Below are 25,875 nucleotides of genomic sequence, written 5' to 3'. Positions count from 1 at the left end.
CAAATATTATGGTAATTTGCCAAAAAAACACCGAACATTAAAATAAAAAATAAATGCATAAAAAGGCCCAAAGCAAAGTACGCTTTAGACCTTTTTAGATTTGTTATAACTTGTTTATCTGCTTTATTGACGGTGTGTTTTGACCACCAGTTAGGAGAATAGATAAAATTTTTAAAAATCCAAGTTCGGGATTTTTGAAATTTTCCTAATTCTCTACACTGCTAACCGGTCAAAACACAACCTTTTATTCAATGGCGAAGATTTCTCTGATGTCTTGTTCGGTGAGTTGGTTGGTTTTGGCTTCTTGGCCGTTTAAGACTTCATCAAACAAAGCGCGTTTTTCGTTTTGCAGTGCGGCCATTTTTTCTTCGATGGTTCCTTTGGCGATCATCCTAAAAACTTCTACGACTTTTTTCTGACCAATGCGATGGGCGCGGCCGGCAGCTTGATCTTCCACGGCGGGATTCCACCACAAATCATACAAGACCACGGTATCAGCCCCGGTTAAATTCAATCCGGTTCCGCCGGCTTTTAGAGAAATCAAAAAGACATCTCCTGCTCCGTCATTAAATTCATTGACCATATTTAAACGTTCCAAAGCAGGCGTTGACCCGCGCAAATAAAAATGGCTCAATCCCAATCCTGCCAGCTCATCTTCAATTAAGGTTAGCATTTTAGTAAATTGTGAAAAGACTAAAACACGGCGGCCGTTTTCTTTGGCGTTCACTAAAAACTCTTTCAATTGTTCTAATTTTCCTGAACTACCTTCGAAATCTTCCATAAACATTCTTGGATCGCCACAAATTTGCCGCAATCGTGTCAGACCAGCCAAAATACTCAAACGATTTTTCGCAAAAGCTTTTTTGTCCATGCCTGATAAAGTTTGTTGCATCTGGGATAAATAAGCCAAATAAACGGTTTTTTGTTCCGGCAAGAGTGATGAATACAAATTGGTTTCGATTTTTGCTGGTAATTCTTTTAACACATTTTCCTTTTCTCGGCGTAAGACAAAAGGTTGAATCATCTTGGCTACTTCAGCGGTTGTTAATTGTTTGAAAAGTTGTTTTTTCGGGAAAAAGCCCGGCATAATAATCGCAAATAAACTCCACAATTCGCTCAAATTATTTTCAATCGGTGTTCCTGATAATGCAAAACGTTGCGGAATATCCAATTTTCTTAAAGCTTGAGCGGTTTTAGTGGCGGCATTTTTTACCATTTGCGCTTCATCTAAAATCAGACAAGAAAAATCGTGGACCTCGTAGTCTTGGGCATCTTGCCGTAAACTGGCGTAACTCGTAATAACAATATCAAATTGATGCGCTTGTTCGATAATTTTTTCCCGCTCATCTTTGACGCCAACTGCCAAACCTACAGTCAAATCCGGCGCAAATTTGGCACATTCACTTTGCCAATTGTAAGTTAAAGAAGCAGGAGCCACAATTAAAGTCGGCGCGTTGAATTTTTTTTCTTCTTTTTGAGACAAAATAAAAGCAATCGCTTGGACCGTTTTCCCAAGACCCATTTCATCGGCCAAAACGCCGCCTAATTGATAATGAGCTAGCATTTTTAGCCAGCGGAAACCTTCTTTTTGATAAGTGCGCAACTTCGCTTGCAACCCTTGCGGCAATTTTGCTTTAAAAGCATGGACCTTAGTTAAATCTTCGGCCATTTTTTTAAAATCATGATCAAATGTTGCCTCGGAAAATAAATTCTCCACCAGCAAGCTTTGATAATTAGGAATTTTTAACGTGCCATCTTTTTGCCAACGACCGCGCAATTTTTGCAAAGTAGCACTCGTGTCTTGCATATCTTCTGTAAGATCTAAAATTTCACCATTTTGCGTTTCGTAAAAATTTTCTTTAGCTAAAATAGCAGCCACTACTTGGCGAATTTCACTTTCTTGGACGCCAACAATATCAAAATGCACCGCCAACCAAGAATCTTCGGTGGTCACTTTAATTTTCGGCGGCGTTTTTGCTTCATTTAAGAACAAGCCGCGCAGTTTTTTACCCATCCGAACAATCCCTAATTTTTGCAACTGAGGAATTTCTCTAGTGAAAAATTGATACAACTGACTTCCGGTAGGCATTGTTTTACGAAAATCTTTCGCGCTTTTTTGATAACCTAGCAGTTGAATTTGTTCAATAATTTTTTCTTCAGCTGGAATTTGGCGGACAACATTTTTTTGCACTTCGACTGTTTTTGTCGGATCACTAGAAAAAATATTTTCCCCATATTGAAAATCAACTTGTAGACGAATGTCGCCTTGTATTTTCCGCAAATGAAAAGTCGTCTTTAATGTTTCTTGCACCACAAGTTCTTCTAGCGATGCACTTACACTCACTGTGGCACATTCTTTTAGCACCGGCACCACTTGGGCAAAAAGAACCGACAATTGATCGGCGGCATACGTAATTTGGTTTTTGGAGCGTTTTTTCATTAAATTTAAAATAGTTTGTAAAATCACTTCTTGGCGCGGCGATAATAAATAAAAAACGCCTTTTGCAAATGCCCAGTGATAGTTGGCGAAATAATGCGTGACAGGATTATCGATTGTCAGCAAAAAGTTTTTCTTTTCAGGTGAAATCGTCACTGATAATGGTTTTTCCGTTGAAAAAACAACGCCCGTGTAGCGACTGTCTAAGAGTAACACGGCTTGTTGGGTGGCAAAGATTTCAGTTAATAAATCAGTCAGACCAAAAAGTCCTAACAAAAGATATTTTTTTTCAGGCTTGCCTTTTTTAGTAAATCCGCCACTTAAAAGCACTTGTTGTGATTCATAATGTTGGGCTAATTGGCGAATGATTTTTTGATTTTCTGCCGAAAAGTTTTCTGGTTGCAAATAAAAAATATATTGCTGATTCACGGTAATTTTTTCGCTTTTTGAAAAAGCTTGGAAAAATTCGCCAATATTTTTAATCACATATTGTTTTTCTCCAGGATGGCCAATTTTTAACGAGAGAGCTAGTAAATCTTTTTCTTTTTGATAAGGATTCATGCTTACGGTTTCGATTTGATAAGCGATGCTGATTTTTTCAGTTAACACGGCATTGGTCAAACCGCGCCCTTCGATTAGTCCTTGGGTAAATAATTCGTGAAAAGAAACGGCGGAACGATTGGCTTGAACCGGGGTGTTCTCCGTTAAAATTCGGCTCATTTTTTGTTGTTTCAAATATAATTCCACAGCGACAGTATGTTTGCAATACCCTTTTTCTTGCCAAAATAAACATTGGCAGTGGTCATTTTCTTTGGCCGTGCCGTCAAGATCCACCAAATACAATTCGTGTCCCATCACTTGGGCGTGCCAAATTTTTTCTTCGTAGTCGGGATTGACTGACAATACCCGGCCTTCTGTTACATAGCGCCGGCCTTTTTCAATGATTCGTTCGGGGATACTCCATTTCATTTTGCACCACCTCCTTTGTGACTTTTTATAATACTGCGACCATTTCCTTTAGTTTCCACCATCAGCTGATTATAAATTCTCTGCTTCAAAGTTTCCACGTGGGAAATAATGCCGATCATTCTTCCTTTTGATTCAATACTTTCCAAAGCTTCAATCGCCAAATCTAGCGACTCTTCATCCAACGTGCCGAAGCCTTCGTCAATAAAGAGGAGCGAAATATTCACGCCCCCGGTTTTTTCTTGAACCACTTCGCCTAATCCTAAAGACAGAGCTAGAGCAGCTTTAAAACTTTCGCCACCAGATAAAGTTTGAACGCGTCTCGTTTCTCCTAAATGAAAATCGAAAACATCTAATTCTAAGCCGGAATTTTTTCGGGCGGCATTTTTTTCTTCTTTTAACCGTAAATAATAACGACCATCAGAAAGAAATTGGAGCTTTTCATTGGCTCGTTCAACGACTTCGTTAAAGCTTTGTTGCAAAATAAATCGTTCCACTGAAATATTATACGGCCTGTCTCCATTAGCTACCGCAGAAAGTTCTTGCCAATCTTGACGCTTCTTTTGGGCAGCTGCTGTTTTTTCACTATGTTGAGCTAATTTTTCCCCCACTGTTTCTAGTTGGGTGACGCGATTGCTTTGTTGGTAATATTTTTCTTCAGCGGCCATTTGATTATTTTTTTCAGTAGCTAATTGTTCGGTTAACTCCAGTAAATCAAGCGGAACGTCGGTAATTTCTTGGGCTAGAGCCTTTTTTTCAGCCTGGAAATTCCGTTCTTTTTCGATCCAGTCGGCAATTTGTTGTTGGTATTTTTGGCGTTGATCTAATTTTACGCGGGCCGTCTTAAATTCTTCTTGGCTTAACTGCTGTAAAGTTAATTGTTGTTGAAAATCTGCTACTGCTTTTTGGAGTTTTTCTGTTTGTTCTTCTTGTTGTTGGACTAAGCTCTTTAATTGAGTGGAATTAATAATTTTTTGCTCTTGCAAATTTTGCCAAGCTTTCGTATTTTCAATTGTTTTTCCTTCAAAATCAGTCCATTGCTTTTGCCAAATTTTTTCTTGGTCTTGGCGAAGATCCTTCGTTAAAAATTTAGCATCCAAATTTTCTTTTAAGCTTTCAATTTGGGCGGCGAGAATTTTAATTTCTTGTGTCTCTTGTTGCACCGTTTCTTCTTGTTGCTGCACTTGGTCTTGCAATGTTTTTAATTGTTCCGTCGTGCTGGTGAGTTCTTGTTGATTTTGCTTATTTTCTTGTTGATCTTTTTCAAGCTGTGCTTGCTCTTTTTGCCAAATTTCTCGGCGCTGGGAAAGTTCTTCACTACTTAAAACATTCCCTAATTGTTCTTTTTGTAGCTTCGCTTCTTGTTGCTGATTTTTTTGGGTGGTAATTTTTTCTTGCACTTGTGCTTTTTGCCCTTGCAGGTTTGCCAATTGTTTTGCTGCTTGATTTTTTAAATCATTGGCCAACTCCACATCGCCTGCTTCAAATGGCGCTTTGTTAGGGTGATGAGTACTGCCACATAATGGGCAAGGCTCGTCATCAGTCAACATTTCCGCCAGTCTGGAAATTTCCATTTGGGCCCAAGCTTTATTTTTTTCTTGAAAATAATTTTCGGCTGTGGCTAATTTTTCTTGAACCGCTGTTAATTCTTTTTCAAAACTTGCCAGCTGTTTTTCTCCTTGCACAAGAGCACTCTGTAATTTTTCAAAAGAAGCGACTTGTTGAGTTACTTTTTCTAGTTCAAATTGCTCCGTTTGTAATTGCGTTTGGCGCCGGAAAAAAGAATCGACTGGAAAAACTTTTTTTCCTAAAGTGACGACCATTTGTTCTTTTTCAGTCAGAGCATTTTTTTCATTATCGTAACTTTCTTTTTTTTCACTGAGTGCTTGATTGGCTTTTTGCAGTTGGTTTGTTTGTTCTTCAACCTTTTCGTATTGTGCTTTTTTAGAAATTAATTGATCTAAGTTTTGTTTGATTTCGCTCATTTCGTCTTGTTGACTAGCGAGTTCATTTTTTTCTTGGTCTAGTGTTTCTTGCGCTTTTTCAAGGGAATGCTGCTGAACTTCTTCTTCTTGTCTTTTTTCAGCTAGCATTTTACTTTGCGTTGACTGCTGTTCTACGACTTGAAAAAGATGCTCTGCTTTTTCCACTCGGTCCAAAAGAGCCACTTCATCTTGCCAAATAGTTACTGTTTTTTCTTCTTGCACCAGTTCTTCTTCGACAATTAATAGTTGTTTCATTTTTTCCCGTTGCGCCAATTGTTGCTGGGCATCGCTTACTGCTGCTTGTTTTAGTCCAACTTGCTCTTTAGCTTTTTGATTTTCTGCCAGAAACTCTGTCTGAATATTTTTTTCAGCACTTATTTTTTCCAGGAAAAGAGATTTAGAAAATGGACCTTGCCACTCCATTTGATTGAGGAGCATGCTTTGGGTCAAATCCATTTTCTCCAAATTTTTATCTTGGATTTTCACTTCGTCTTTTAAATACTGCGCTACTTGCAAATAATCATTCGTATGAAATAAACTCCGCAAGACTTCTTCTTTTTCATTTGAGTCGGCTAGTAAAAATCGCTGGAAATCTCCTTGGGGCAAGAGAACAATTTGGACGAATTGTTGGCGCGTTAACCCAATTAACTCGCGAATTTTTTCGTCTACTTCGCTAACTTTTTTCCATTGGTCGACTGCTTTTCCATCGACATATTTAATTAAAACTGTTTTCTGACTTTCTTTAACTAGCCCGGTTCCCCGTTTACTTTCCCGCACATATTCTGGACTACGAGTAATTTCGTATTCCACATCATCAATGGCAAAAAGTAAACTCACTTGGGTTATTTTATCACCGGCAAATTTCGAACGCATCTCATTTGGCGAGCGCGTATTCCCGCTAGTTTGTCCGTGCAATGCATAACACAAACCATCAAAAATAGTCGTCTTGCCGCTGCCCGTTTTACCAGAAATTAAAAATAAATGGTCGTTGGCTAAGGTTGAAAAATCAACGGTTTGTTGCGCAAATGGACCAAAATTTTCCAAAGTTAAACGTAATGGTCTCATAGCAACTCTCCTTTACCAATTTCTTGAAAACTTTTCTCTAAAATTTTCCTTTGACTATCATTTACTTTTTTTTCCGTCATAGTTTGATAGAAATCTTCAAATAGATCCAGCGGGCTTTTAGCTAGCAATACTTTCTTTTCTAACTTCATTTGTGGCGCATTGGCGCGCGTTAACTCTAAAATAAATGAATAATGTTCATTTAAGCGGGCCATCACATTATAAATCACTGCCTGATCCGTCAGTTTAATCGCCACAAAATCATTTTTATATTGTAAATAATTTTCATCGGTGGTCAATTCTTCAAAACTTGCGGTTAAAAGATGAATTTTCCTAGGAGGCGTTAAAGGTAAAAATTCTTGCGTCATCTTTTCAGTATCCACTAAAACGACCCCTTTTTGTTGATTTGCTTCAGAAATTGAAAAAGGCAAAGGTGAGCCGGAATAACGAATCGACGGATGGTTCAGCGCTTTAGGATTATGCAGATGCCCTAGCGCCACATAGTCAAAAATTTCTAAACTCGTGGTAGTAATATTTTGCAAGCCACCTACTTGAATTTTAGTTTCAGAATCTGTTGGCGTTGCCCCGCTGGCAAAAAAATGACTGACTAAGACATGTTTTTTTGAGGGATCAAAACTTTTTGCCATCGTTTCAACTACCAGATCAAAAGCTTGCTGCAAAGTTTTAATTTCTATATTTGGAAAAACTTGTTGGACATCAAAAATTTCAAAATAGGGCAATAAATAAAATTGCACATCAAACATTTCAACTGGCGTTAAGGCTTGTGAAACAGTCGTCTGCAAATAAAATTGTTGCGCACTAAACCACGCCGATCCGGTCGCTAGGCGCACCGCTGAATCGTGATTGCCAGAAATAACTAATAGCGGAAATTTTTCAGTCAAATTCATTTGTTGTAACGCGGCATTTAATAAAGCCACACTTTCTTGATTCGGTACTGCTCGATCGTATAAATCACCAGCAATCACTATCGCATCAGCTTGATGGGTTTTAGCTAGCCGAATAATTTGTTGAAAAATAGCTTCTTGATCGGCTAATAAATCATAGCCGTGGTCTCTTTTTCCCACGTGCCAATCGCCTGTATGAATAAATCGCATCTTCTCACCTCGAAAAATCTTCTTCCCACCATTATACCACGGTTTTTAGCTAGGAAAATAAAAATAATGAGCCTAAGTCCGCAGACTTAAACTCATTATTTTCAACTCCCAAAAATAGAGAGGTTTTTTCGTTACATTAACCTTCTTTTTCAGAAGTTTTTTCTGGAATGTATTTAAAATTCGGATCAGTTAGCGCATCTAAATAATTAAAAGACGCGTTCATCCGCTCTTCAATTATTTTCAAGCCATCTGCATCCAATTTTTTAACATCGCTAATATCAAAAGGTTCCCCGAAATGGACTTTTACTTTTTGGCGTTTAAACAAACCGCCCAAAGTCACCGGTCCTTGATAGACGCTAGGAACAATTTTTACTTTGGCCATTTTGGCAATTAAAGCTACGCCGCCTTTTAAATCATCCGAGTGCCGCGTGCCAGAAGGAAACATAATGAGCGATAGATCAGAATTTTTCAATTCCCGCACTGGCCGTTTAATAACAGACGGTCCTGGTTTGGCCCGATCCACTGGAAATGCGTGGGCATGAACTAAAATAAAACGCAAAATCGGATTTTTAAATAATTCTTCTTTGGCCATAAATGAAAATTGTTTCGGACTAGCTCCAATTGCTAAATACATTGGATCCCAAAACGTCCGATGCGGCGCTACTAAAATATAATTTTCATCAGTAGGCAAAAGTTCACGCCCGATAAATTGAGGGCGACCATTGATAAGCCAGAGTATTCCTTTACATAATCCGCGAATAAAACGATAAAACATAAGTTCTCCTTTCGAAACGCCGCCAAGCATTTGCTTAACGATACATAATGGTATTATAATATAGAAACTTGAAAAAAAATAGAATTAAGGAGGGCATTATCTTTTGGAAAATGAACGAATCGATCAACTTTACTCAGCCGATATTCAAATTATTCAAAGCCCAACTGTTTTTTCTTTTTCTTTGGACGCCGTTTTGTTGGCGAATTTCCCGCGTGTTCCTCACACTGGTTCGATTGTCGATTTGTGTGCCGGTAATGGGGCGGTTGGTTTATTTTTAGCACCAAAAACCACCGCGCAAATTACTCAAGTGGAAATTCAAGAAAAATTAGCCGATATGGGACGGCGAAGTATTATTTTAAACCATTTAGAAAAACAATACACGATGATTAACGACGATTTAAAAAATATTTTAGCTAATGTGCCGGCTAATTCTGTCGATTTAATCCTTTGCAACCCACCTTACTTTAAAGATGCCCCCGACAAAAAAATAAATCCTAATGAACATTTGGCTTTAGCGCGTCATGAAATCACGACTAATTTACAAGAAGTTGCCGCCATTTCCGGCAAACTTTTAAAATCAAAAGGCCATTTTGCTTTAGTCCATCGCCCCGAACGTTTAACAGAAATTCTCAGTGTCTTAACGGCCGCTCGCTTGATGCCAAAGCGTCTGCAATTTATTTATCCCAAGGCTGGTCGCGAAGCTAATATGGTTTTGATTGAGGCGATTAAAGACGGCAAACCAGGTTTAAAAGTACTGCCGGCTCAAATTGTTTACACAGACGATAATCAATACACCCCAGAAATCCACGAGATGCTCTATGGAAAATAAAAATCAAAAAGAAAAAAATTATTTTTTTTACGTCTTGGAATGTGCCGACCATAGTTTTTACGGCGGATTTACTAACAATCTTGAAAAGCGTGTGGCAACTCATAATAAAGGCCAAGGCGCCAAGTATACAAAGACGCGGCGACCTGTCACCTTACTTCACGCCGAAATTTTCCCTACTAAAAGTTTAGCACTTAAAGCTGAATATGCTTTTAAACATCAAAGCCGCGCAAAAAAAATGGCTTATCTCGCCAGTCATCAAAATCTCAATATCGCCACTGACATCACAAATACAAAAAAATGAGGAACGCCTAGGAGCGCTCCTCGTTTTTTTATTTTTTATAATTGTATTTTGCTAATACTTCTTCTTTGTCTTTAGCTAATCCTTGCAAAAGATCCAAATGTTTAGCTAAATGTAAATTCAACATTTCTTGGTATAAATCTAAATTTGCATTTAAAACTTTGAAGAAACGGTCGCGGTAAACATATTGATAATTTTCTTGAATATTTAAAATCGAACCGTACATCGTATGCAATACTTGGCGCGGATCGTCATCTAACAATAATTGATAAACATCTTTTAGTGCAACAGAATCTGGTTTTGGCGCCGTTTCTTGTGTCGCTTTAAATTCGTAAAAACTTTTCACATCTGCCAAATTTTCATAGCTAAAGGTGTAAATTTCTTTCATCAATTCGGGATCTTTAATGGCAATTACTTTTAAAGCTTCCAACCAGTTAGTGCCGGCAGTTTTTACGTGCCAACCATGGTTATGAGAAATTTTGCCGATAATTGGATAAACGGATAATTTATCAGAACCGGAATGAATCGATAACCGGTAGTCAAAGTGTTCGGCGATAGCTTCATGAACGGCGTACTCTTCTTCAAAGCGACCTAGCTCACCAATATAATCAATTGCTTTTTGGAATTCTCCGTAAAATTTCGGTGCCAAAGTTTCTACAGCTACTTTTTTAGCTGCTAATTCATTGGCAAAAAAGTAATGGTTAGCCGGCGTCGTCGGCACGATTGTTTCATCCATGCTGACTTCAAAATCCAAATTATAAGGTTGCACAAATTGATGAAAAATAGTTTCTGCAAAAAGTACTGCATCATAAAAAATTAAAACCGACTCTTGCAAATCTTTTTCGCTGAAATGCACCTTTAAGCCATTATCTAAAGAAAAAGTTTTATTTAAATACGTTTCTTCAAAATAATTTTTTTGCGCTGTACTTAACTTTGCAAAGCGCGCTTTCCGATTTTCTTCACTAAGTTCGGCAATTTCATTATGAATTTTTTCGGTACAATCTAAAGTAATCATCGTAAAGCCAGTTTTTACCGCATAATCCACTTCGTAAGGTGTCTTCACATGATCGCCATCAGCGCCCCAGCCATCTTTGTAGCCTTGAGAAAAGACGGACCATTCTGCACTTTGCAAAACGCTAGTAAATGTACGACCGGTCAATAATAATTCGCGAATTGATTGTTGAGCTAAGACTGGGAAAATTCCCCGACCTTTAAATAATTGCAAATGCGCATCTCCGGCGAGCCCTAAGCGATCGCCTAAGCCAAATGTATATTTGTACCCGTGGCGGCTTGTTGGTTTTAACCAAGTAAATCTTTTTTCTAAAGCGTGTAAATTTTGTTCATTTAAGTCACCGATCAGTAACGTTTGATTGTCATAATCTACTTGATCAGTCGCCGAAAAATCGCCAACAGTCAAACGATTTTCCAATACACCTAATTGCCGCGTCCCTTGATGATTAAAAATGAAATATATATTTTTACGATCCACTTGCACTGAATTTTTTTCAATCAGCTCAACTGTCGATAAATTCTTATCATCTGCTAAAATACTTTCGATTTCAGCTTTTAATTGTTTTAACAAAATAAAACGCCCCTTTATTATTTTTTAAGGAAAATGTTCACGTGAACATTTTCGATTAATAAAAAAAGAAATCCCTTTCTTTACTTTTTCATTCTACAAATATTTTACAATTTTTGCAAGCATTTTGACTTAAAATTCCAGATTAAAAAAAAGTCGAAGGAAACTCCGACTTTTTTTTCAAATAATTTTATTTTTCTTCTAAACTTTGCATAACATTTGATAAGACACCGTTGATGAATTTTCTAGAGGCATCGTCGCTGTATTTTTTGGCCAGCTCCAACGCTTCATTTAAGGCCACTCGATCCGGCACATCTTCTTCATCCACAAATTTCATTTCAAAAATAGCTAAACGTAAAATCACTAAATCAACTTTAGCAATCCGTTTTAAAGTCCAATTTTTTTGCAAATGGCTAGTAATAATTTCGTCTAACTCTTCTTTTTTTGCTACAACGCCTTCGACTAATAAATCTAAATACGCTGGCACAAAAGCAGAATTATCTTCAGAAAGCCACTGGGTTTGATCCATTTCAAAGACCGCTTCAATGGCATCTTTTTTTTCTAAGTCGGCATTAAAATCTAACGGAAATAACGCTTGAAAAGCCACTTCCCGGATTTCATGACGCGAGATATTATTGTTCATCTTCATCCTCAAGTCCCAACAAGTCATCAAAATCTGGCATAACGACTTTTTCTGGCACAACTGCTTCCACGTGAATATTTACTTGGGCCAATTGAATATCCGTCATAAATAAAACTTGTTGTTTCACTTTTTCTTGCAATTCTAAAGCTACTTTAGGGACGTTGGTGCCATATTCCAAATACAAATACAGATCCACCACTAAACCTGCTTCTTCCACTTTTAAATAAACACCTTTTGTATGACGAGCGGCTTTGCGATCAAAAATTGCCGCAACATTTTCGCTAAAGCTCCCTTGCATCCCATAGACGCCTGGCACTTTGCTAGCGGCAATGCCCACAATCACTTCAATTACTTCAGGCGCTAAAATAATTTCTCCTAACGCATCATTACCATTTAAATGTAAATTTTTTTCTTCAGCCATGATTGTTCCTCCTTTAACTTTCTAAACTTTAAGCCCGTGAAACGTACGAACCATCAGATGTATTAATAATTAATTTATCCCCTTGGTTAACGAAAAATGGCACGTTGACATTAAGTCCAGTTTCCATCATCGCTGTTTTCGTTCCGCCAGAACTTGTATCGCCTTTAATTCCCGGTTCAGTTTCCGCCACCGCCAAAACAACCGTATTGGGAAGATCGACTCCTAAAATTTCTGTGCCGTACATAATAATTGTTACTTCGGCATTTTCTAAAATATATTTCAATTCATTTTTAATTTGGGCTTCGGGAATTTCAATTTGTTCATAAGTATTTAAATCCATAAAAACATAAGCTCCGGAACTTTCATATAAATATTGCATCTTTTTATTATCAATTTGAGCTTTGCCCACTTTTTCGCCAGCCCGGAATGTTTTTTCTTGCACGGCGCCGGTCCGCATATTTTTTAATTTTGACCGAACGAAAGCTGCCCCTTTACCTGGTTTCACATGTTGAAACTCCACTACACGCCAAATGTCATTATCGACAATAATTGTTAGACCTGTTTTAAAATCATTTACTGAAATCATCTCATTCTCCTTTGCAAGCTTACGAATATTTTCTGTTCTTAGTTTATCACGTAAAGCCCACAGTCGCTAGCAAAATTCGTTTTCAAGACATTTTACAAAATAATTAATTCTTTTGGCGCATGATTAAAGACGTGGCAACCATTTTCTAAAATCAACAAATCATCTTCAATGCGCACCCCGCCAATTTTTGGCAAATAAATGCCTGGCTCATCGGTAATAATATTTCCTGCCACATAAGGTGTCACTTGGCTAGCAGAAACAGCTGGTGCTTCGTGGATTTCTAAACCAATCCCGTGACCTAACCCATGACCAAAATTTTCGCCGTAACCTGCATCGCCAATAATTTTGCGAGCAATCGTATCAAGTTCTAATCCATTGATGCCAGCTTTCGCATTTTCAATCACCGCTTGATTAGCCGCTAGAACAATTTGATAAATTTCTTTTAATTGACTTCCAGGATCGCCTAAAGCAAATGTCCGGGTCATATCAGAAACGTATCCTTGATAGTAGCAACCAAAATCAATCGTTACAAGTTCGCCAGACGCAATTTTTTTAGTGCTTGCCACACCATGAGGCATCGCCGAACGCACACCACTTGCCACAATCGTTTCAAAGGAAACACCGCTAGCTCCTTTTGAACGCATGAAAAAATCCAACTCATTAGCTACTTGAATTTCCGTCATGCCCGGCGTAATAAATTTCAAAATATGGCTAAACGCTTCGTCAGTAATTGCGCAAGCTTGTTGAATTAAGTCGATTTCTTTTTCGTCTTTCACTTCCCGCATACTTTCGATGACTCCAGAAAGTGCTGTTAGATCACAACTTATAGTGTTACTTAAATCATCAAAAGCCGCAAAAGTAAGATACTCTTGTTCAAAACCTAGATCATCAATTTTTTCGGCTTGAACAATTTTTTCAACTTCTTCAAAAATTGGTCCACGATTTTGCAGAATTTGAAAATCTTTAATTTGATCGGCCGCTTGTTCTTGGTAACGAAAATCCGTCACAAAAAAACTTTTGTTGCTTGTCACCACCGCTAGTCCTGTCGTCCCCGTAAATCCCGTGATGTACCGCAAATTATACGGACTAGTAATTAAAATTGCTGAGACATCTTCAGCAATTATTTTTTCTTGTAATTTTTTCAAACGAATATTCATCTAAATTCCTCCTGAATTCTTACTTTCACTTATTATACCGCAAAAGTTTCGGAAATAAAAAAGCCGCTTGATTGGCGACTTTTTTAAAATTTTTATTCTGTTTTACTTTTCCAATCTACACAATACTAATTAATTCATATTGGGTTTTCTTTACTATCTTCATTGGTAAATTCAGATAAAACCAGCTCTTGATTTTTAATCCCTGGCAAACTGACAACTACTTTAGTTTGTGGCGTACCCTTGACAAAAATAATTATTCGACCATTAAAAGTGGATCGATAAGGTTCATCGTAGCTAGTAATATCTGCCAAATTTCCATTTTCAATCCCTAGAAGTTCGCCATTTTGAACTTGGACTTGCGCCATTAAATCATTGGCGGATAATTCTCCTTGGTTATCGATTAATTTTCCTTCAATTTGATAAACGTGTTCGTCCTCATCAGACAAAAGGTCAGCTGACACTAATAATTTTGCTAATTTTTCTCGTAAAGTCCATGATTTCAAATCAAGAAGACAAGCGCCTCTGCTTGGTGTTAGATAATCAGTGGCTAACTCTTCTTGTCCAGTTTTACAAATAACTTTTAGCAAACTATCCTCAGCTAAAACCACTGCTTTAAAGTAACCAAACTCTTGATCATAAGTCATAGGATAATTTTTTTCACCAATCATTAACTTAGCATTTTCACAATTACTAAAACAAAATACTTCAACTGATTCACCCGTTAAATAATTCCACTGACGATAAAATGGTCCATCACCTGTATTATCTGAGCGGATTGGACGAGTGAACAAGGTTGCCGTTGCTTTTTTTGTCCACCAACTTTTTCGCAAAAACCAATTTGGTTTAGGAAATCCAGCTAAAGTCAGCATTCCCTGACCAGATCCATGAATCGGCCAACCGAAAGCTTCTCCTAAATAATCAAAACCAGTCCAAATAAATTGGGCCGCAATATAGTCATTATTTTTAACAGCTAACCATTGTTGATAGCTATGACCATTTTCGCTACCAATAAATGGCTGCTTAGGAAAACGTTGATGATCTTTTTCATATAAATGTTCTTTGTAATTATAACCAATCAAATCTAAGTGATCTAACAAGCCAGTTTGGCTAGAAAGTTCCGGGAAGGCTGCTGCCAATGTGACGGGTCGCGTTGTATCAATTTCTTTAATCACTTGAATTAATTTTTCCGCAATACTCGACAAACGGCGTGTATCTGGTCGATTGGGATTATACATTCGTTCAGCGGCAGGTTTTGCCGAATCATTATTCCCCTTCATTTCTGCAAAGAGTGGGTTAGCATACGGATCATTAGGATAATCGACTTCATTTCCGATGCTCCAAGAAATAATTGACGGATGATTGATATTCAGTCTGACCATATTTTCTAAATCTTGACGATACCAATTAGGAAAAAATTCAGCATACCCTTCATGTTTTGGCGGATAGACATTGTGACCTTGCCACCATTTATTTTTTGGATTTTCCCATTCATCAAAAGCTTCATCGATCACATAAAAGCCTAACAAGTCACATAATTTATAAAGCACTTGACTGTGAGGATTATGCGCCATCCGAATACCATTGACGCCAGCTTCTTTTAATTTTAATAAACGACGAGTCCAAACTTCAACTGGTACTGCGGTGCCAAAACTTCCGGCATCTTCATGGAGACAAACGCCTTTGATTTTTTCGTTCTTTCCATTAATAAAAAATCCGCTATCTGGATTAAAAGAAAATTCGCGAATGCCAATTAATTCCTGATACGTACTGACTTCTAAAGTTTCTTGATCAAAAAGTTCTGTCGTTAAACGATAAAGACGCGGATTTTCTGCTGACCATAGCTCTACTCCAGTAAGTTGCTCATTAAAAATAACTTTCTTTTCCTCAAATGGTTGGAAATTTTCAACTTGTTTAAATTGATATTCCTGGCCATTTGTTAGTGACCTTAACGTTTGTTGAATACGTACTTGGCGATTTTTCAGGTCATCGTTAATTATTTTTTGTTCCAGTAAAATAGTGGCGTCGTTTTGATCGACAGTTTTTGTTTGAAAAAAAGTACCGTATTCAGCAATTTGCCATGATTGATGGCTTTCAAGCCAAACAGGTCGATTAATTCCCGAACCATTATACCAACGAGAATCTGCAATATCGGTGTGGTTCACTTTAACGGCAATCACTACTTGATCGTTATGATTTTCATTTAAAATATCTGTAAAATCAAAAGAAAAAGAAGCATAACCAGAAGGTCGCCCACCGACATGATAGCCATTGACCCAAACTTGAGTGTTTTTATAAACTCCTTCAAAAACCAATCGATATTTGGTCGCAGCAACTTTTTTTTCAAAAGGGAAAGTCGCCCGATACCAACCAATTCCTCCCGGTAAGCTACCTGTCCCAGTTGAAGCTTGGCGCGAAAAGTCCTGGTGAATACTCCAATCATGAGGAACTTGCACCTCTGACCAATTGGCATCGTCAAAATCTTTTTGCCACGCTTCAGCCTCATCTTTTAAGATAAATTTCCAGTTTTTGATTTGCTGTTTTTCCATAATTTCCTCCTAAAAAATGCTCTTTAAAAAAATATTATTTTTAGTAAGCAAGAGTTTCTCTACATATTTCTTATCATTCATTTTTCTCAAGAAAAAAACCGTCCGGAGACGGTTTTTACTTGTCGGGATTTAGTTTTCGACAATTGAGATAAATAATCCCTAAAAAAATCGTCGGCGTTAAAATAAAACCAAATTGTGGCTTTAAAATCATCAAAGTAATCATCGCCAAAAGTAAGACAACATTTAAAATTGACGCGTACCACTTTTTCAAACTGTAATAAAAACTAGCTCGCAAAATATCTTTGATTTTACTTTTTGGATTACGAATTTGAAAATACATCGCACTCAAGCTTATTGCTAAAGCTACAACACTTAACACAATAAATACGGGAATAGCTACTGCTGCCATAGATGTTTGATAGAAAAACCAAATGTCCATTAGAGAAATCAACAAAGCAACTAAGAAAATCCCCCAATAAGCTAAGCCGCGGACAAAGTATGCCCGAAAATATTTTTTTAAAGACTTCCAGAGACTTAGATCATGTGTTTCATAAAATTCATCCACACAAGCAAGAACGGTAATAATCCCTGGCCCAAATAAAATCAACGCCAACCAAAATATCCAATAATTTCCAGGCAAAAAACTTAAAAATAAACTTGCTAGAAAAAAGGGAATGTTCGTCACAATCAAAGTGACATTTAAAAATAAAATCAAATAGGCCCAATAGAAAATTTTCATATAGATATTATCTTCAAATGACTTTTTATTAAACATTCCGTCCCCTTCTTTCTCATCTGTAAATTAATCTTTAACTTTGCACGTATCCTAACCTTTAACCCCAGAAGTGGCAATTCCTTCGACGAAGTATTTTTGCATCGCCATAAAGACAACCGCTACTGGTAAAATTGAAACAACTGATGCGGCCATAATTAAAGCATATTCAGCATCATACAAACCAACGAACATTTTTAATCCTAATTGAATGGTTTTATTTTCCGTTGAAGACAAATAAATGAAAGGCCCCATATAATCATTCCATGTGTTAACAAAAGTAATAATCGTTAAGGAAGCTAGTGCTGGTTTGGTCAATGGTAAAATAATCCGGCGGTAAATACCCCATTCAGACAAGCCATCAATCCGAGCACTTTCCGCTAATGAATCTGGAATACTACTATAATATTGTTTCAGTAAAAAAACACCAAATGCGCTGAATGCTTGTAGTAAAATTAAAGATAATAATTTATCAGTCAAGCCTAATTGACGCATCATAATAAATTGAGGAATCATATATGATTGCCAAGGAACAGCAATCGTTGCGATATAGGCCAAAAATAGTGTGTCCCGACCTTTAAAATTCATTTTAGAAAATCCGTACGCAGCAAAACTTGAAGTAAATAATTGCACCAAAGTGATGACAATACTTAGAATTGCTGTATTTTTAAAGAAAGTACCTAATGGAATCCGATCCCAAATAACAGAATAGTTTTCAGGGTGCCATTCTTTAGGAATCCATTGAATTGGAATCGCAAAAACTTCATTATTTGTTTTAAATGAAGCTGAAATCATCCAGAAAAACGGAATCAAAGTAAAGAGGGCAAAAACCGTTAGTAAAACAAGAATGATCACATTTTTTAATGAAACTTTTTTCTTTTTATTTGCACTAGTAATTTCCATGATCTTTCCTCCTTACGCCCGTTCTCGAATTTGATTCCATTTAAATTGAACAACCGTGATTCCTAAAACTAAAACAAACAAGACTAAAGCAATCGACGATGCGTAACCGAAATTGAATTTAACAAAAGCTTCATTATAAATATCAAAGACTAACACATTCGTTGCTCGACCTGGTCCACCATTGGTCATAACTTGGACCAAATCAAAGACTTTGAAACTGTTGATAACTAACATAATTGTGACAAAGAAAGTTGTTGGTCGCAATGAAGGAATGGTTACATTTAAAAATTGTTTCCATTTACTTGCGCCATCCATCGATGCTGCTTCATATAATTCTTTAGGAATACTTTGAAGACCAGCCAAATATAAAATCATATAATAACCGACGCCTCGCCAAACACTAACAATAACGACGGCAAATAGTGCCCAATCAGAACTCGATGTCCAGCCGGGCGGATTTTCCATAAATATTTTTAAGACTTGGTTAATCGGTCCCATCGTTGGATGAAAGAGCATATTCCAAACGACTGCAATAGCTACTAAACTCGTTACATAAGGGAAGAAAAACGCCGTCCGGAAAAATTTCATCCCGCGAATTTTTTGATTTAATAAAAGAGCTAACAACAAACTTATGATTAAGGTTAAAGGTACAACCCCAACGGTATATAAAATTGTGTTTTTAAAAGAGATCCAAAATGTTTCGTCTTTCATCATTTTAGCAAAGTTTTTCAAGCCGACAAATTTCGGGGTGGCAAATGAATCCCACTCCATAAATGCTAAAACTAATGAAAAAATAACGGGAACTAAAGTAAAAATAAAGAAGCCAATAAAGTTTGGGGCGATAAACGAAATCGCTGTCCAAGTGTTTTTTCTTTTTAATTTGTGAGCAGTTTTTGATTTAGAAGTTACTTGCATAATTTACTGTTTAAAGAACCCTTTAAACAGTTCCCCCTTTCTAAAAGTGAAGTCGATACGATACTTACGCATCGTATCGACATGTTTAACTATTCACCGATTTCGTCTTTAACACGTTTTTCCATGTTGGCAATTCCTTTTTCAGGAGAATTGTCGCCGGTTAAGATTAATTCATGTTCTTCTTGCAAAATTTTATCAATAGCTGGTGCATTTTTATCTACAGGAAATTCAATGGCTACTGTATCTGGGTTAAACGCTTTTTGTGATACTTCATCTGTTGGCATACCTTTTCTTGCAAAGTAAGCTGCATCAATGGCGTCAGTTTTATATGAAGGAACGATTCCTACTTCTACTAATACTTTAGCGCCTTCTTCACCAGCACAGAAATCTAAGAATTTTTGAGCTGCTTCTTGGTTTTTAGATTTTTTGTTAATGGCAAAAGCAGTTGGTGAACCAAATGTAGTTACCTCTCCGCCAGCTTCGTTTTGAGGCATTTCAGTAATTCCCCATTCAACGTCGGTTTTTCCAGCGTCAATATTGGTAAGTAATGCACCCATGTACCAAGAACCCATCGGCATCATAGCTGTTTTTTGTGTTTCAAATTGTGATTGATAAGTTACTTTTGTTGATTTGGCCGTCCCAAAGTCCATCATTGATTTATCCTCTTGCATCCGGACAGCTCTTTCATAATAATCTTCCATGAAATCATATTTTGGTTCAATTAAGTTAGCGCCATTTTGTGCACCGGCAATAGCTTGAATTGTTGAACGCCATGTATGTTGGTAAGCACCATATACTTGTTCATCAGGATTAGTTAATTTTGCAGCTAACTCTTCGTATTCATCCCAAGTAATATTATCTGGATAGTCTAGACCGGCATTATCAAATAATGTTTTGTTGTAATAAAGAACCCAGAAGTCATTCCGATATGGTTCGGCATAAGTTTTTCCGTCGATATCATACATATCAAAAGCCGCTTGTGCGGGCTCGGCATCAATGTCTTTAATATGATCAGTCACATCAACTAATTGATCACGCAAAGCATAGTTTGAATATGAAAGTAAATTTTTCATCGTCAAAATATCAGTAGTGTCGCCAGAAGACAACATGGTCGTTAATTTTGTATCGTAGTCGTCAGAGGCGATATCGATATTTTTAACTGTGATATCTGGATTTGCTTTTTCAAATGCTTCAAACAAGGCGGCAAACTCAGGTGTTGTTTCGTAGTTCCAAGTAGTTACAGTTAATTCTGTTTTTCCATCGGCCGTTTTGTCTCCTTCACCGTTGTCTGAAGAACCACAAGCAGCTAATGTTACAGCTGATAAACCTAAGATAGCTGAAAATACTAAACCTTTTTTCCAAGCTTTCATTTTAATACCCTCCGTTTTTACTATTTTTTTTAAAATTTTATCCAAATTAAAATTGTTACCAGTACATATACCAAGATTGAGCTAAGCGAGTCAAAGCCTCAACGTAGTAATAATCGCCCCAGCTCATACATTCATCGACGCCTTTATCTGATTTTTTGTCGTAGACGCCATGTAATAAAAGTCCATTTGATTGTGGTGTATCTTTAGTAGAATAATTTTCCGCCAAACTTTTCATAATTTCTAGAGCAACATTTTCGTACTCTGTTCTCTTTTTTGAAGTCAGTGGCAATTGTTTTGCCAATTCTAGCAGACCGCAAACCGCGATGGCAGCACTGGAACTGTCTCGTTCTTCATTAGATCCATCATTAAAAATCAAATCCCAATAACAAACTTTATCTTCGGGAAGTTGAGCGATAAAATAATCAGCTAAGTGTTGGGCAGTTTCTAAAAAGCTAAGATCGCCAGTGTGTAGGTAACTTAAGGTAAATCCATAAATTCCCCACGCTTGTCCCCGAGCCCAACATGAATCGTCAGAATAACCTTGTTGTGTTTTGCCATATTTAGCTAAGCCCGTTTGCGTATCAAAATAATAAGTATGATACGTCGTGTAATTAGGTCGCACAATATATTTTTGAGTTTGCAAGGCGTGTTGATAGGCTGCCTCAGCATATTTAGGATTCCCTGTTTCGTTCGTTGCAAAATATAACAAAGGCAAGTTCATCAGACAATCGATGATCATTCTTCCATTTTGCTCTGGATCTGATAAATCCCCCCAAGCCTGAATAATTTTAGCTTTTGGGCTGTAGCGTTTCATCAATAAATCCGCTGCATCAAGTGCCGTTTGTCGGGAACTTTCGGTGTGGTTTATTTTATAATCAGCCACGGCTGATAAACTATAAAGAAAACCAATATCATGAGTTTCTAATTCGATTTTTTTCTCGAGACGATTGGCAAAACTTTTAAGTTGCTTTTCGATGGTTACATCGAAGTCGTGACTTTTTGTTAATTCTTTTGCTAAAAATAATTGGCCAATCCAAAAACTTGCGGTCCAATCATTATTTTCTTCTGGTTCGTACACCAAATTTTTACTTGCTGCCGGTGGAACAAGGGTTTGAAAATCTTTTTGATTTTCAAAAATTTTTTTGATTACAAATGCCACTTGTTCCGACAAAAAACTTGTATCTGGTGGATTTGACAAATCATTTACGTTTTCCATGCGCTCCCCTTCTCTGACTTATTTTGCGTTTGTTTTTTCAATGAGACTAGCAGTAATGAAGCCGTAATACTCACTGTAAACGGTCACCTGATCACCAAGTTTTAAAATTGTATTTTGCTGATTAAAAACTTGGACTTTGGTTTGATCGTCTTCTATAACAAAACGATCGCCTTTTTGAATATTATCTGCATCACCATCTGTTTTAGTAATGACACCAGATAATTGAACAAAATCATTCAGCGGAATCGTTCCGTCTTGAAACTTTGCTGCCGTATAAGTCTTCGCTTTTTGTTTCAGTTGTAAAATTGTTTCTTCAGTAAAATTTTGATTTTTTTCCGAAGTATTCTTACAACTCGTCAGTCCAATGAGACCCAAACTGAAAATAATGAGCGTCATCGCCACAATTTTTACTTTTTTCATTTTCATTACCTCTAGCACAGTTAAAAACATTTGAAACGCTTTCTACATATGAATTGTAATCGTGAATTAAAAAAAATGCAAGCTTTTTTTGCTAAAATTTTGGCAAAATCACCAGTTTATTTTACTAAAATCATTTCTATGGAAGCACTTAAGCTATTTAATTCGGTCGATAATTTTTCTTCAATTCGAAAAACCTGACTCGATATTCCTTGATGATTCGAATATTTCTCGGAAATAATTTGTAAATCCGCCTCTTCAAATTTTATTTGGCAAAGAGAACTTTTGTTATTTAATTCTACAAGATTTTTTTTCTGAATTGGTTGGATTTGAGTGACAAAATTTTCGGTAATTTGATTTTTTTCTTGGGCAAAAGAAAAATCATCAATAATTGTTAGTTTTTTTTCAAGTTTATTGAGCATAAATTTCCGGTGAAATTTAGTTAATTTTGCAGTAGACGGATAAGCTGTAGTTAAATCTAAAACAAAAGTTAAAGTTTCTTTCTGTTCTTCGTGGCTAACAATTTTTGTGTAGTAATTGCCAAACTGTTGACCCACTCCATTAATTACTGGCACACTGTGTCCAATAGCGGCATTAACTAGATAGTTATAGCGAAACTCATTTTGAAAATAATCCTTCGTATATTCCCCCGCCCCAAGATCAGTTAAAAATAAAGTGGTCGCTGAGCCAAAAATAAAATGCCCTAAATCATTATGATTATGACTTTCATCATTACGCCCACCTTTGGCAGCAAAAATTAATTGTTCGGCTGGATTTTTAAAAATTTGCCACTGTGCCTGGTCATATAAATAGCTATCTGGTCCAATTTCTCCACCAAAATCTTTTGGATTGGTCCATAAAATATTCCTTGATAAATGAGCAAAGCGATAGCATTCATCAAAGTCTATAGGTGAATAATCGTCGACAGCTGGCGTTTGCACACCGAATTCTTTTTTGCAAAAGCTAAGTAACCCGCTAGGAAGAGCCACATTATCTGCATCAGAAAATGGAAGAAATTCTGCATCAGATAAAGCTGCATGAAAAGGAAATTCAGCAATTTTTTTTACTAAAGGAAGTTCTAAATAATAACGATTGCCGGTAACTTCAGCGAGTTTTTCTGCGTAATAACAAAAATAACCAAAGCCATAGACCCAGTAACCAACACCCTCTAGACATGCGCCGTCACTTAAAAAGCCCCGCAAATAACTTTGCATAGCAATATCTAGCCGTTGGATTATTTTTTGTTGGCGAGTAGAATTTTTTTCGATTTGATAAAGGGCCGTTAAGCCGACGCTTCCGCCAATTACGGCACTCCAATTATTTTCCTTTTCTTCCCAGCTCCAATTTTTTTCTTCAAAAGGAGTAAAAATGCGTTCTTCAATTTCTTCAGTTATTCGTTGTTGCAAAAATAAATTTAAATCTTTACCAATCAAATGATTGATTTCAGCCAGAGTTTCTCCAGTTTCAGCTGCAAATAAATCAATACAATGACGGGATTCCAAACTAAAGTGACCCTCAGAAATCGGCAAATGAGCTGGCAAAGCCCAAGTGTATTCGTTCAATACTTGCCAAATGACTTCTTGTAAATAGTCTAATTTAGCTTTTTGTGGTTCTAAATAGTAATCAAGTGCTAGCACAGCTAATTGCCGACGCTTAGCAAAATAAATATTTTCAAATACTAGCCGATTTCCTGTCTGTAAATAATTAGTTAAGCCAGAAAATGGTAAAGTCAATTCAATTTTTTCTTCTCGATATTTTTTTCCTTCTTGTAAAACCTCTTGTATCAATGAATTCAGCATAAATTTTACCTCCAATTTAAGTAAAAAAAATTTTTTCCGTAAAAAAAGTTCCAAAAGCAAGAAATTCTGCTATTATTAAAGTAGTTCACTGAGGGAAGGAATTAATAATGGCTACAATTACAGATATTGCAAAAAAAGCACAAGTCTCCATCTCGACAGTTTCCCGAGTGTTAAATTATGACGAAACTTTATCAGTCACTGAAGACACGAAACGGAAAATTTTTGAAACTGCCGAAGACTTAAATTACACAAAATACAAAACCAAACACGCCAAAAAAATTCAACAAAAAAAATCACTAGAAACGCCAACGCTCACAAAAAATATTGCTCTTATCCAATGGCGCTCTTTTGAAGAAGAGTTGGTAGATATTTATTACATGTCGATTCGCATGGGCGTAGAAAAACGAGCGCAAGAATTGGGTTATAATTTAATCAAAGTTTCTGAAGACTTAAATCAATTGCCGGCAGTCGACGGTATTTTGGGTATTGGTAAATTTGACGAACCTTTTATTGAAAAAGTTCTCCACAAACACGAAAATGTTGTCTTTATCGGTACCAATTTTCCATTGAACAATTACGACACGATTAACAGCGATTTTGCCCAAGCAACTGAGATTGCTTTAACTCATCTTTTAAGCCTTGGCCATAAAAAAATTGCTTTTATTGGGGCTGAGGAAATGGAAAATCTTTATAGTTACCGGCAATATCGGACACCAACGACTAATGCTTATGTGGATTTTATGACTAGCAAAGACTTATTTGACGAAGATTATTTTATTTTAGATCCTAATGCCAAATTAGATGTGAAAAGTGGTGCCAGACTAACAGCACTAGCTCTTGAAAAATGGCAAGAACACTTGCCTACTGCAATATTAGCGGCCAATGATTCGATGGCCGTGGGCGTTATTAATCAGTTAACGGCAAAAAAAATAAAAATCCCAGAAGAAATTTCAGTCATCGGGATCAATGACCTAGCAATCTCCCGTTATGTGACACCAGCACTCACTACTGTAAAAGTATTTACAGAAGAGATGGGTGAAATTGGTTTTGACACCTTACACCAAAGAATTGAAAATTCCTCGATTGGTCGGCGAATTATTTTAAGTACCGAACTTGTCAAACGTAAATCTACTGGTAAACCACGAAAAAATTAAAAAGATTGGCTGTAGGAAAAGAAATTTTCCCACAGCCCTTTTTTTATTTTAAAATATTACTTCCAAAAAGAGCAAGCTCAGTTAAAGCTGGAAATGGCGATTCATCCTGTGCTTTTTTTAAGTTTTGGAGCGTAATTGATGTAACTTGATGATTGGAAAAATCAAAGAATTGCATTTGGTCGCTTTTTTTCGTTTGAAATTTTTCAGCAGAACCATCAGAAAAAACGATGGTCACTTCTTCCCAAAAACTATCGTGGGGAAAATCTGCTCGTAAAGTAAGACCCACTCGATTTACCAAAACTCTCCGACCAAAATCAATTGTTAAAGCAGCATCTGCTTGTTGGTTAATGCCCCACGATTGATAGGGATACTCGCCATGAGAATGGGTCGCTTGAATACCATCAATAGCATTGGCTGCAAAAAATGTTGCATCATTTCTAGTTTCCACATTGGCATGAGCATGCGGATATGCCCCGGCAAAATCTTTTTGGTCATGAGTATTTTGACTAAGATTTTGGTAGTTAGAGATTTCAAAATCATAAGCTAGCCGCGCGGAAAAATAATGGCGTTTCCCTGTAAATTTCAAATCACTTTGCGCATTACGTGCATTTTCCGATAATTGAACGTGATAGGTAAATCTTTTTTCAGGCACAAAAATCATAGTCGAATCCAGTGTTTCATCTAATTTCACTACTAGAAATTGATTTTTTTCATCTAATTCAACAATGATTTGATCGCCATCTTCCAAGCTTAAATCTTGCGTTGATAAATAGCATTGGTTGTCCATTTCACTACTCATCTCACGTGAAAATTCCTCATAATCATTTTTTCCTTGTTTCACTTGACTGTCTTGATTTAAAATTGAAATTTTAATTTTTGTCATCTATAAGCTCCTCTCTTTTGTCCATTATAGGCCGAACAAAAAAGAAA

General features: G+C 36.8%; 21 protein-coding genes. 3 read left to right on the top strand and 18 right to left on the bottom strand.

What is annotated here, in order from left to right; translation table 11 throughout:
• Window positions 1-244 precede the first annotated feature (244 nt).
• The 4 genes from BQ5341_RS01665 to BQ5341_RS01650 form a co-directional block, all read right to left on the bottom strand.
• Window positions 245-3,406, bottom strand: a complete 3,162-nt coding sequence (locus BQ5341_RS01665; RefSeq protein ID WP_071130323.1) for a DEAD/DEAH box helicase — start codon at window positions 3,404-3,406, stop codon at window positions 245-247.
• Window positions 3,403-6,453: an AAA family ATPase gene (locus BQ5341_RS01660; protein ID WP_071130322.1), complete on the bottom strand. Its 3,051-nt coding sequence runs from the start codon at window positions 6,451-6,453 to the stop codon at window positions 3,403-3,405. The genes BQ5341_RS01665 and BQ5341_RS01660 overlap by 4 nt, the downstream gene beginning before the upstream one ends.
• On the bottom strand, window positions 6,450-7,565 hold the full coding sequence (locus tag BQ5341_RS01655) for an exonuclease SbcCD subunit D (protein WP_071130321.1): 1,116 nt from the start codon (window positions 7,563-7,565) through the stop codon (window positions 6,450-6,452). Before BQ5341_RS01655 ends, BQ5341_RS01660 begins: the two co-directional genes overlap by 4 nt.
• Window positions 7,566-7,701: 136 nt before the next feature.
• Window positions 7,702-8,340 (bottom strand): lysophospholipid acyltransferase family protein, encoded by a 639-nt coding sequence (locus tag BQ5341_RS01650; RefSeq protein ID WP_071130320.1) that lies wholly within the window; start codon window positions 8,338-8,340, stop codon window positions 7,702-7,704.
• Window positions 8,341-8,443: 103 nt separating this feature from the next.
• Here BQ5341_RS01650 and BQ5341_RS01645 point away from each other — a divergent pair, with 103 nt between their 5' ends.
• Window positions 8,444-9,169 carry a tRNA1(Val) (adenine(37)-N6)-methyltransferase gene (locus BQ5341_RS01645; RefSeq protein WP_071130319.1) on the top strand — a complete coding sequence of 242 codons (726 nt, stop codon included), beginning with the start codon at window positions 8,444-8,446 and terminating at the stop codon, window positions 9,167-9,169.
• Window positions 9,159-9,470: a GIY-YIG nuclease family protein gene (locus BQ5341_RS01640; RefSeq protein WP_071130318.1), complete on the top strand. Its 312-nt coding sequence runs from the start codon at window positions 9,159-9,161 to the stop codon at window positions 9,468-9,470. Before BQ5341_RS01645 ends, BQ5341_RS01640 begins: the two co-directional genes overlap by 11 nt.
• 28 nt (window positions 9,471-9,498) lie before the next feature.
• Here the strand turns inward: BQ5341_RS01640 and BQ5341_RS01635 are convergent, their stop codons facing one another.
• From BQ5341_RS01635 to BQ5341_RS01575, 13 genes are all read right to left on the bottom strand, one after another.
• Window positions 9,499-11,052, bottom strand: coding sequence for a tagaturonate epimerase family protein (locus BQ5341_RS01635; protein WP_071130317.1), 1,554 nt, complete (start codon window positions 11,050-11,052; stop codon window positions 9,499-9,501).
• A gap of 184 nt (window positions 11,053-11,236) precedes the next feature.
• Window positions 11,237-11,689 carry a transcription antitermination factor NusB gene (nusB, locus tag BQ5341_RS01630; protein WP_071130316.1) on the bottom strand — a complete coding sequence of 151 codons (453 nt, stop codon included), beginning with the start codon at window positions 11,687-11,689 and terminating at the stop codon, window positions 11,237-11,239.
• Window positions 11,679-12,110 (bottom strand): Asp23/Gls24 family envelope stress response protein, encoded by a 432-nt coding sequence (locus tag BQ5341_RS01625; protein WP_071130315.1) that lies wholly within the window; start codon window positions 12,108-12,110, stop codon window positions 11,679-11,681. The genes nusB and BQ5341_RS01625 overlap by 11 nt, the downstream gene beginning before the upstream one ends.
• Before the next feature lie 28 nt (window positions 12,111-12,138).
• Window positions 12,139-12,696 (bottom strand): elongation factor P, encoded by a 558-nt coding sequence (gene efp / locus BQ5341_RS01620; RefSeq protein WP_071130314.1) that lies wholly within the window; start codon window positions 12,694-12,696, stop codon window positions 12,139-12,141.
• A 92-nt stretch (window positions 12,697-12,788) separates the two neighbouring features.
• Window positions 12,789-13,853, bottom strand: coding sequence for a M24 family metallopeptidase (locus tag BQ5341_RS01615; RefSeq protein ID WP_071130313.1), 1,065 nt, complete (start codon window positions 13,851-13,853; stop codon window positions 12,789-12,791).
• A gap of 134 nt (window positions 13,854-13,987) precedes the next feature.
• On the bottom strand, window positions 13,988-16,399 hold the full coding sequence (locus tag BQ5341_RS01610; protein WP_071130312.1) for a glycoside hydrolase family 2 TIM barrel-domain containing protein: 2,412 nt from the start codon (window positions 16,397-16,399) through the stop codon (window positions 13,988-13,990).
• A 115-nt stretch (window positions 16,400-16,514) separates the two neighbouring features.
• Window positions 16,515-17,174, bottom strand: a complete 660-nt coding sequence (locus tag BQ5341_RS01605; protein WP_071130311.1) for a YesL family protein — start codon at window positions 17,172-17,174, stop codon at window positions 16,515-16,517.
• A 51-nt stretch (window positions 17,175-17,225) separates the two neighbouring features.
• Window positions 17,226-18,074, bottom strand: coding sequence for a carbohydrate ABC transporter permease (locus tag BQ5341_RS01600; RefSeq protein ID WP_071130310.1), 849 nt, complete (start codon window positions 18,072-18,074; stop codon window positions 17,226-17,228).
• A 12-nt stretch (window positions 18,075-18,086) separates the two neighbouring features.
• Window positions 18,087-18,989, bottom strand: coding sequence for a carbohydrate ABC transporter permease (locus BQ5341_RS01595; RefSeq protein WP_071130309.1), 903 nt, complete (start codon window positions 18,987-18,989; stop codon window positions 18,087-18,089).
• A gap of 89 nt (window positions 18,990-19,078) precedes the next feature.
• The gene (locus BQ5341_RS01590) at window positions 19,079-20,359 is read right to left on the bottom strand and encodes an ABC transporter substrate-binding protein (protein ID WP_071130308.1); all 1,281 of its coding nucleotides are present in this window, start codon (window positions 20,357-20,359) and stop codon (window positions 19,079-19,081) included.
• Between the two features lie 55 nt (window positions 20,360-20,414).
• Window positions 20,415-21,575 carry a glycoside hydrolase family 88 protein gene (locus tag BQ5341_RS01585; protein WP_071130307.1) on the bottom strand — a complete coding sequence of 387 codons (1,161 nt, stop codon included), beginning with the start codon at window positions 21,573-21,575 and terminating at the stop codon, window positions 20,415-20,417.
• Window positions 21,576-21,593: 18 nt separating this feature from the next.
• The gene (locus BQ5341_RS01580; protein ID WP_158661720.1) at window positions 21,594-21,995 is read right to left on the bottom strand and encodes a hypothetical protein; all 402 of its coding nucleotides are present in this window, start codon (window positions 21,993-21,995) and stop codon (window positions 21,594-21,596) included.
• Between the two features lie 116 nt (window positions 21,996-22,111).
• Complete coding sequence (locus BQ5341_RS01575; RefSeq protein WP_083378551.1) at window positions 22,112-23,791, bottom strand: heparinase II/III domain-containing protein; 1,680 nt, start codon at window positions 23,789-23,791, stop codon at window positions 22,112-22,114.
• Window positions 23,792-23,898: 107 nt separating this feature from the next.
• Here BQ5341_RS01575 and BQ5341_RS01570 point away from each other — a divergent pair, with 107 nt between their 5' ends.
• Entirely contained in the window at window positions 23,899-24,945 is a 1,047-nt protein-coding gene (locus tag BQ5341_RS01570) for a LacI family DNA-binding transcriptional regulator (protein ID WP_071130306.1), read from the top strand.
• A 43-nt stretch (window positions 24,946-24,988) separates the two neighbouring features.
• Here BQ5341_RS01570 and BQ5341_RS01565 read toward each other — a convergent pair whose 3' ends face one another.
• The gene (locus tag BQ5341_RS01565; protein WP_071130305.1) at window positions 24,989-25,828 is read right to left on the bottom strand and encodes a hypothetical protein; all 840 of its coding nucleotides are present in this window, start codon (window positions 25,826-25,828) and stop codon (window positions 24,989-24,991) included.
• Window positions 25,829-25,875: the final 47 nt, after the last annotated feature.

It is taken from the genome of Enterococcus timonensis (assembly GCF_900104595.1).
Lineage (GTDB): Bacteria > Bacillota > Bacilli > Lactobacillales > Enterococcaceae > Enterococcus_J > Enterococcus_J timonensis.
The sequence above is the reverse complement of the archived record's forward strand: the minus strand, read 5'-3'. Positions and strand labels throughout refer to the sequence as shown.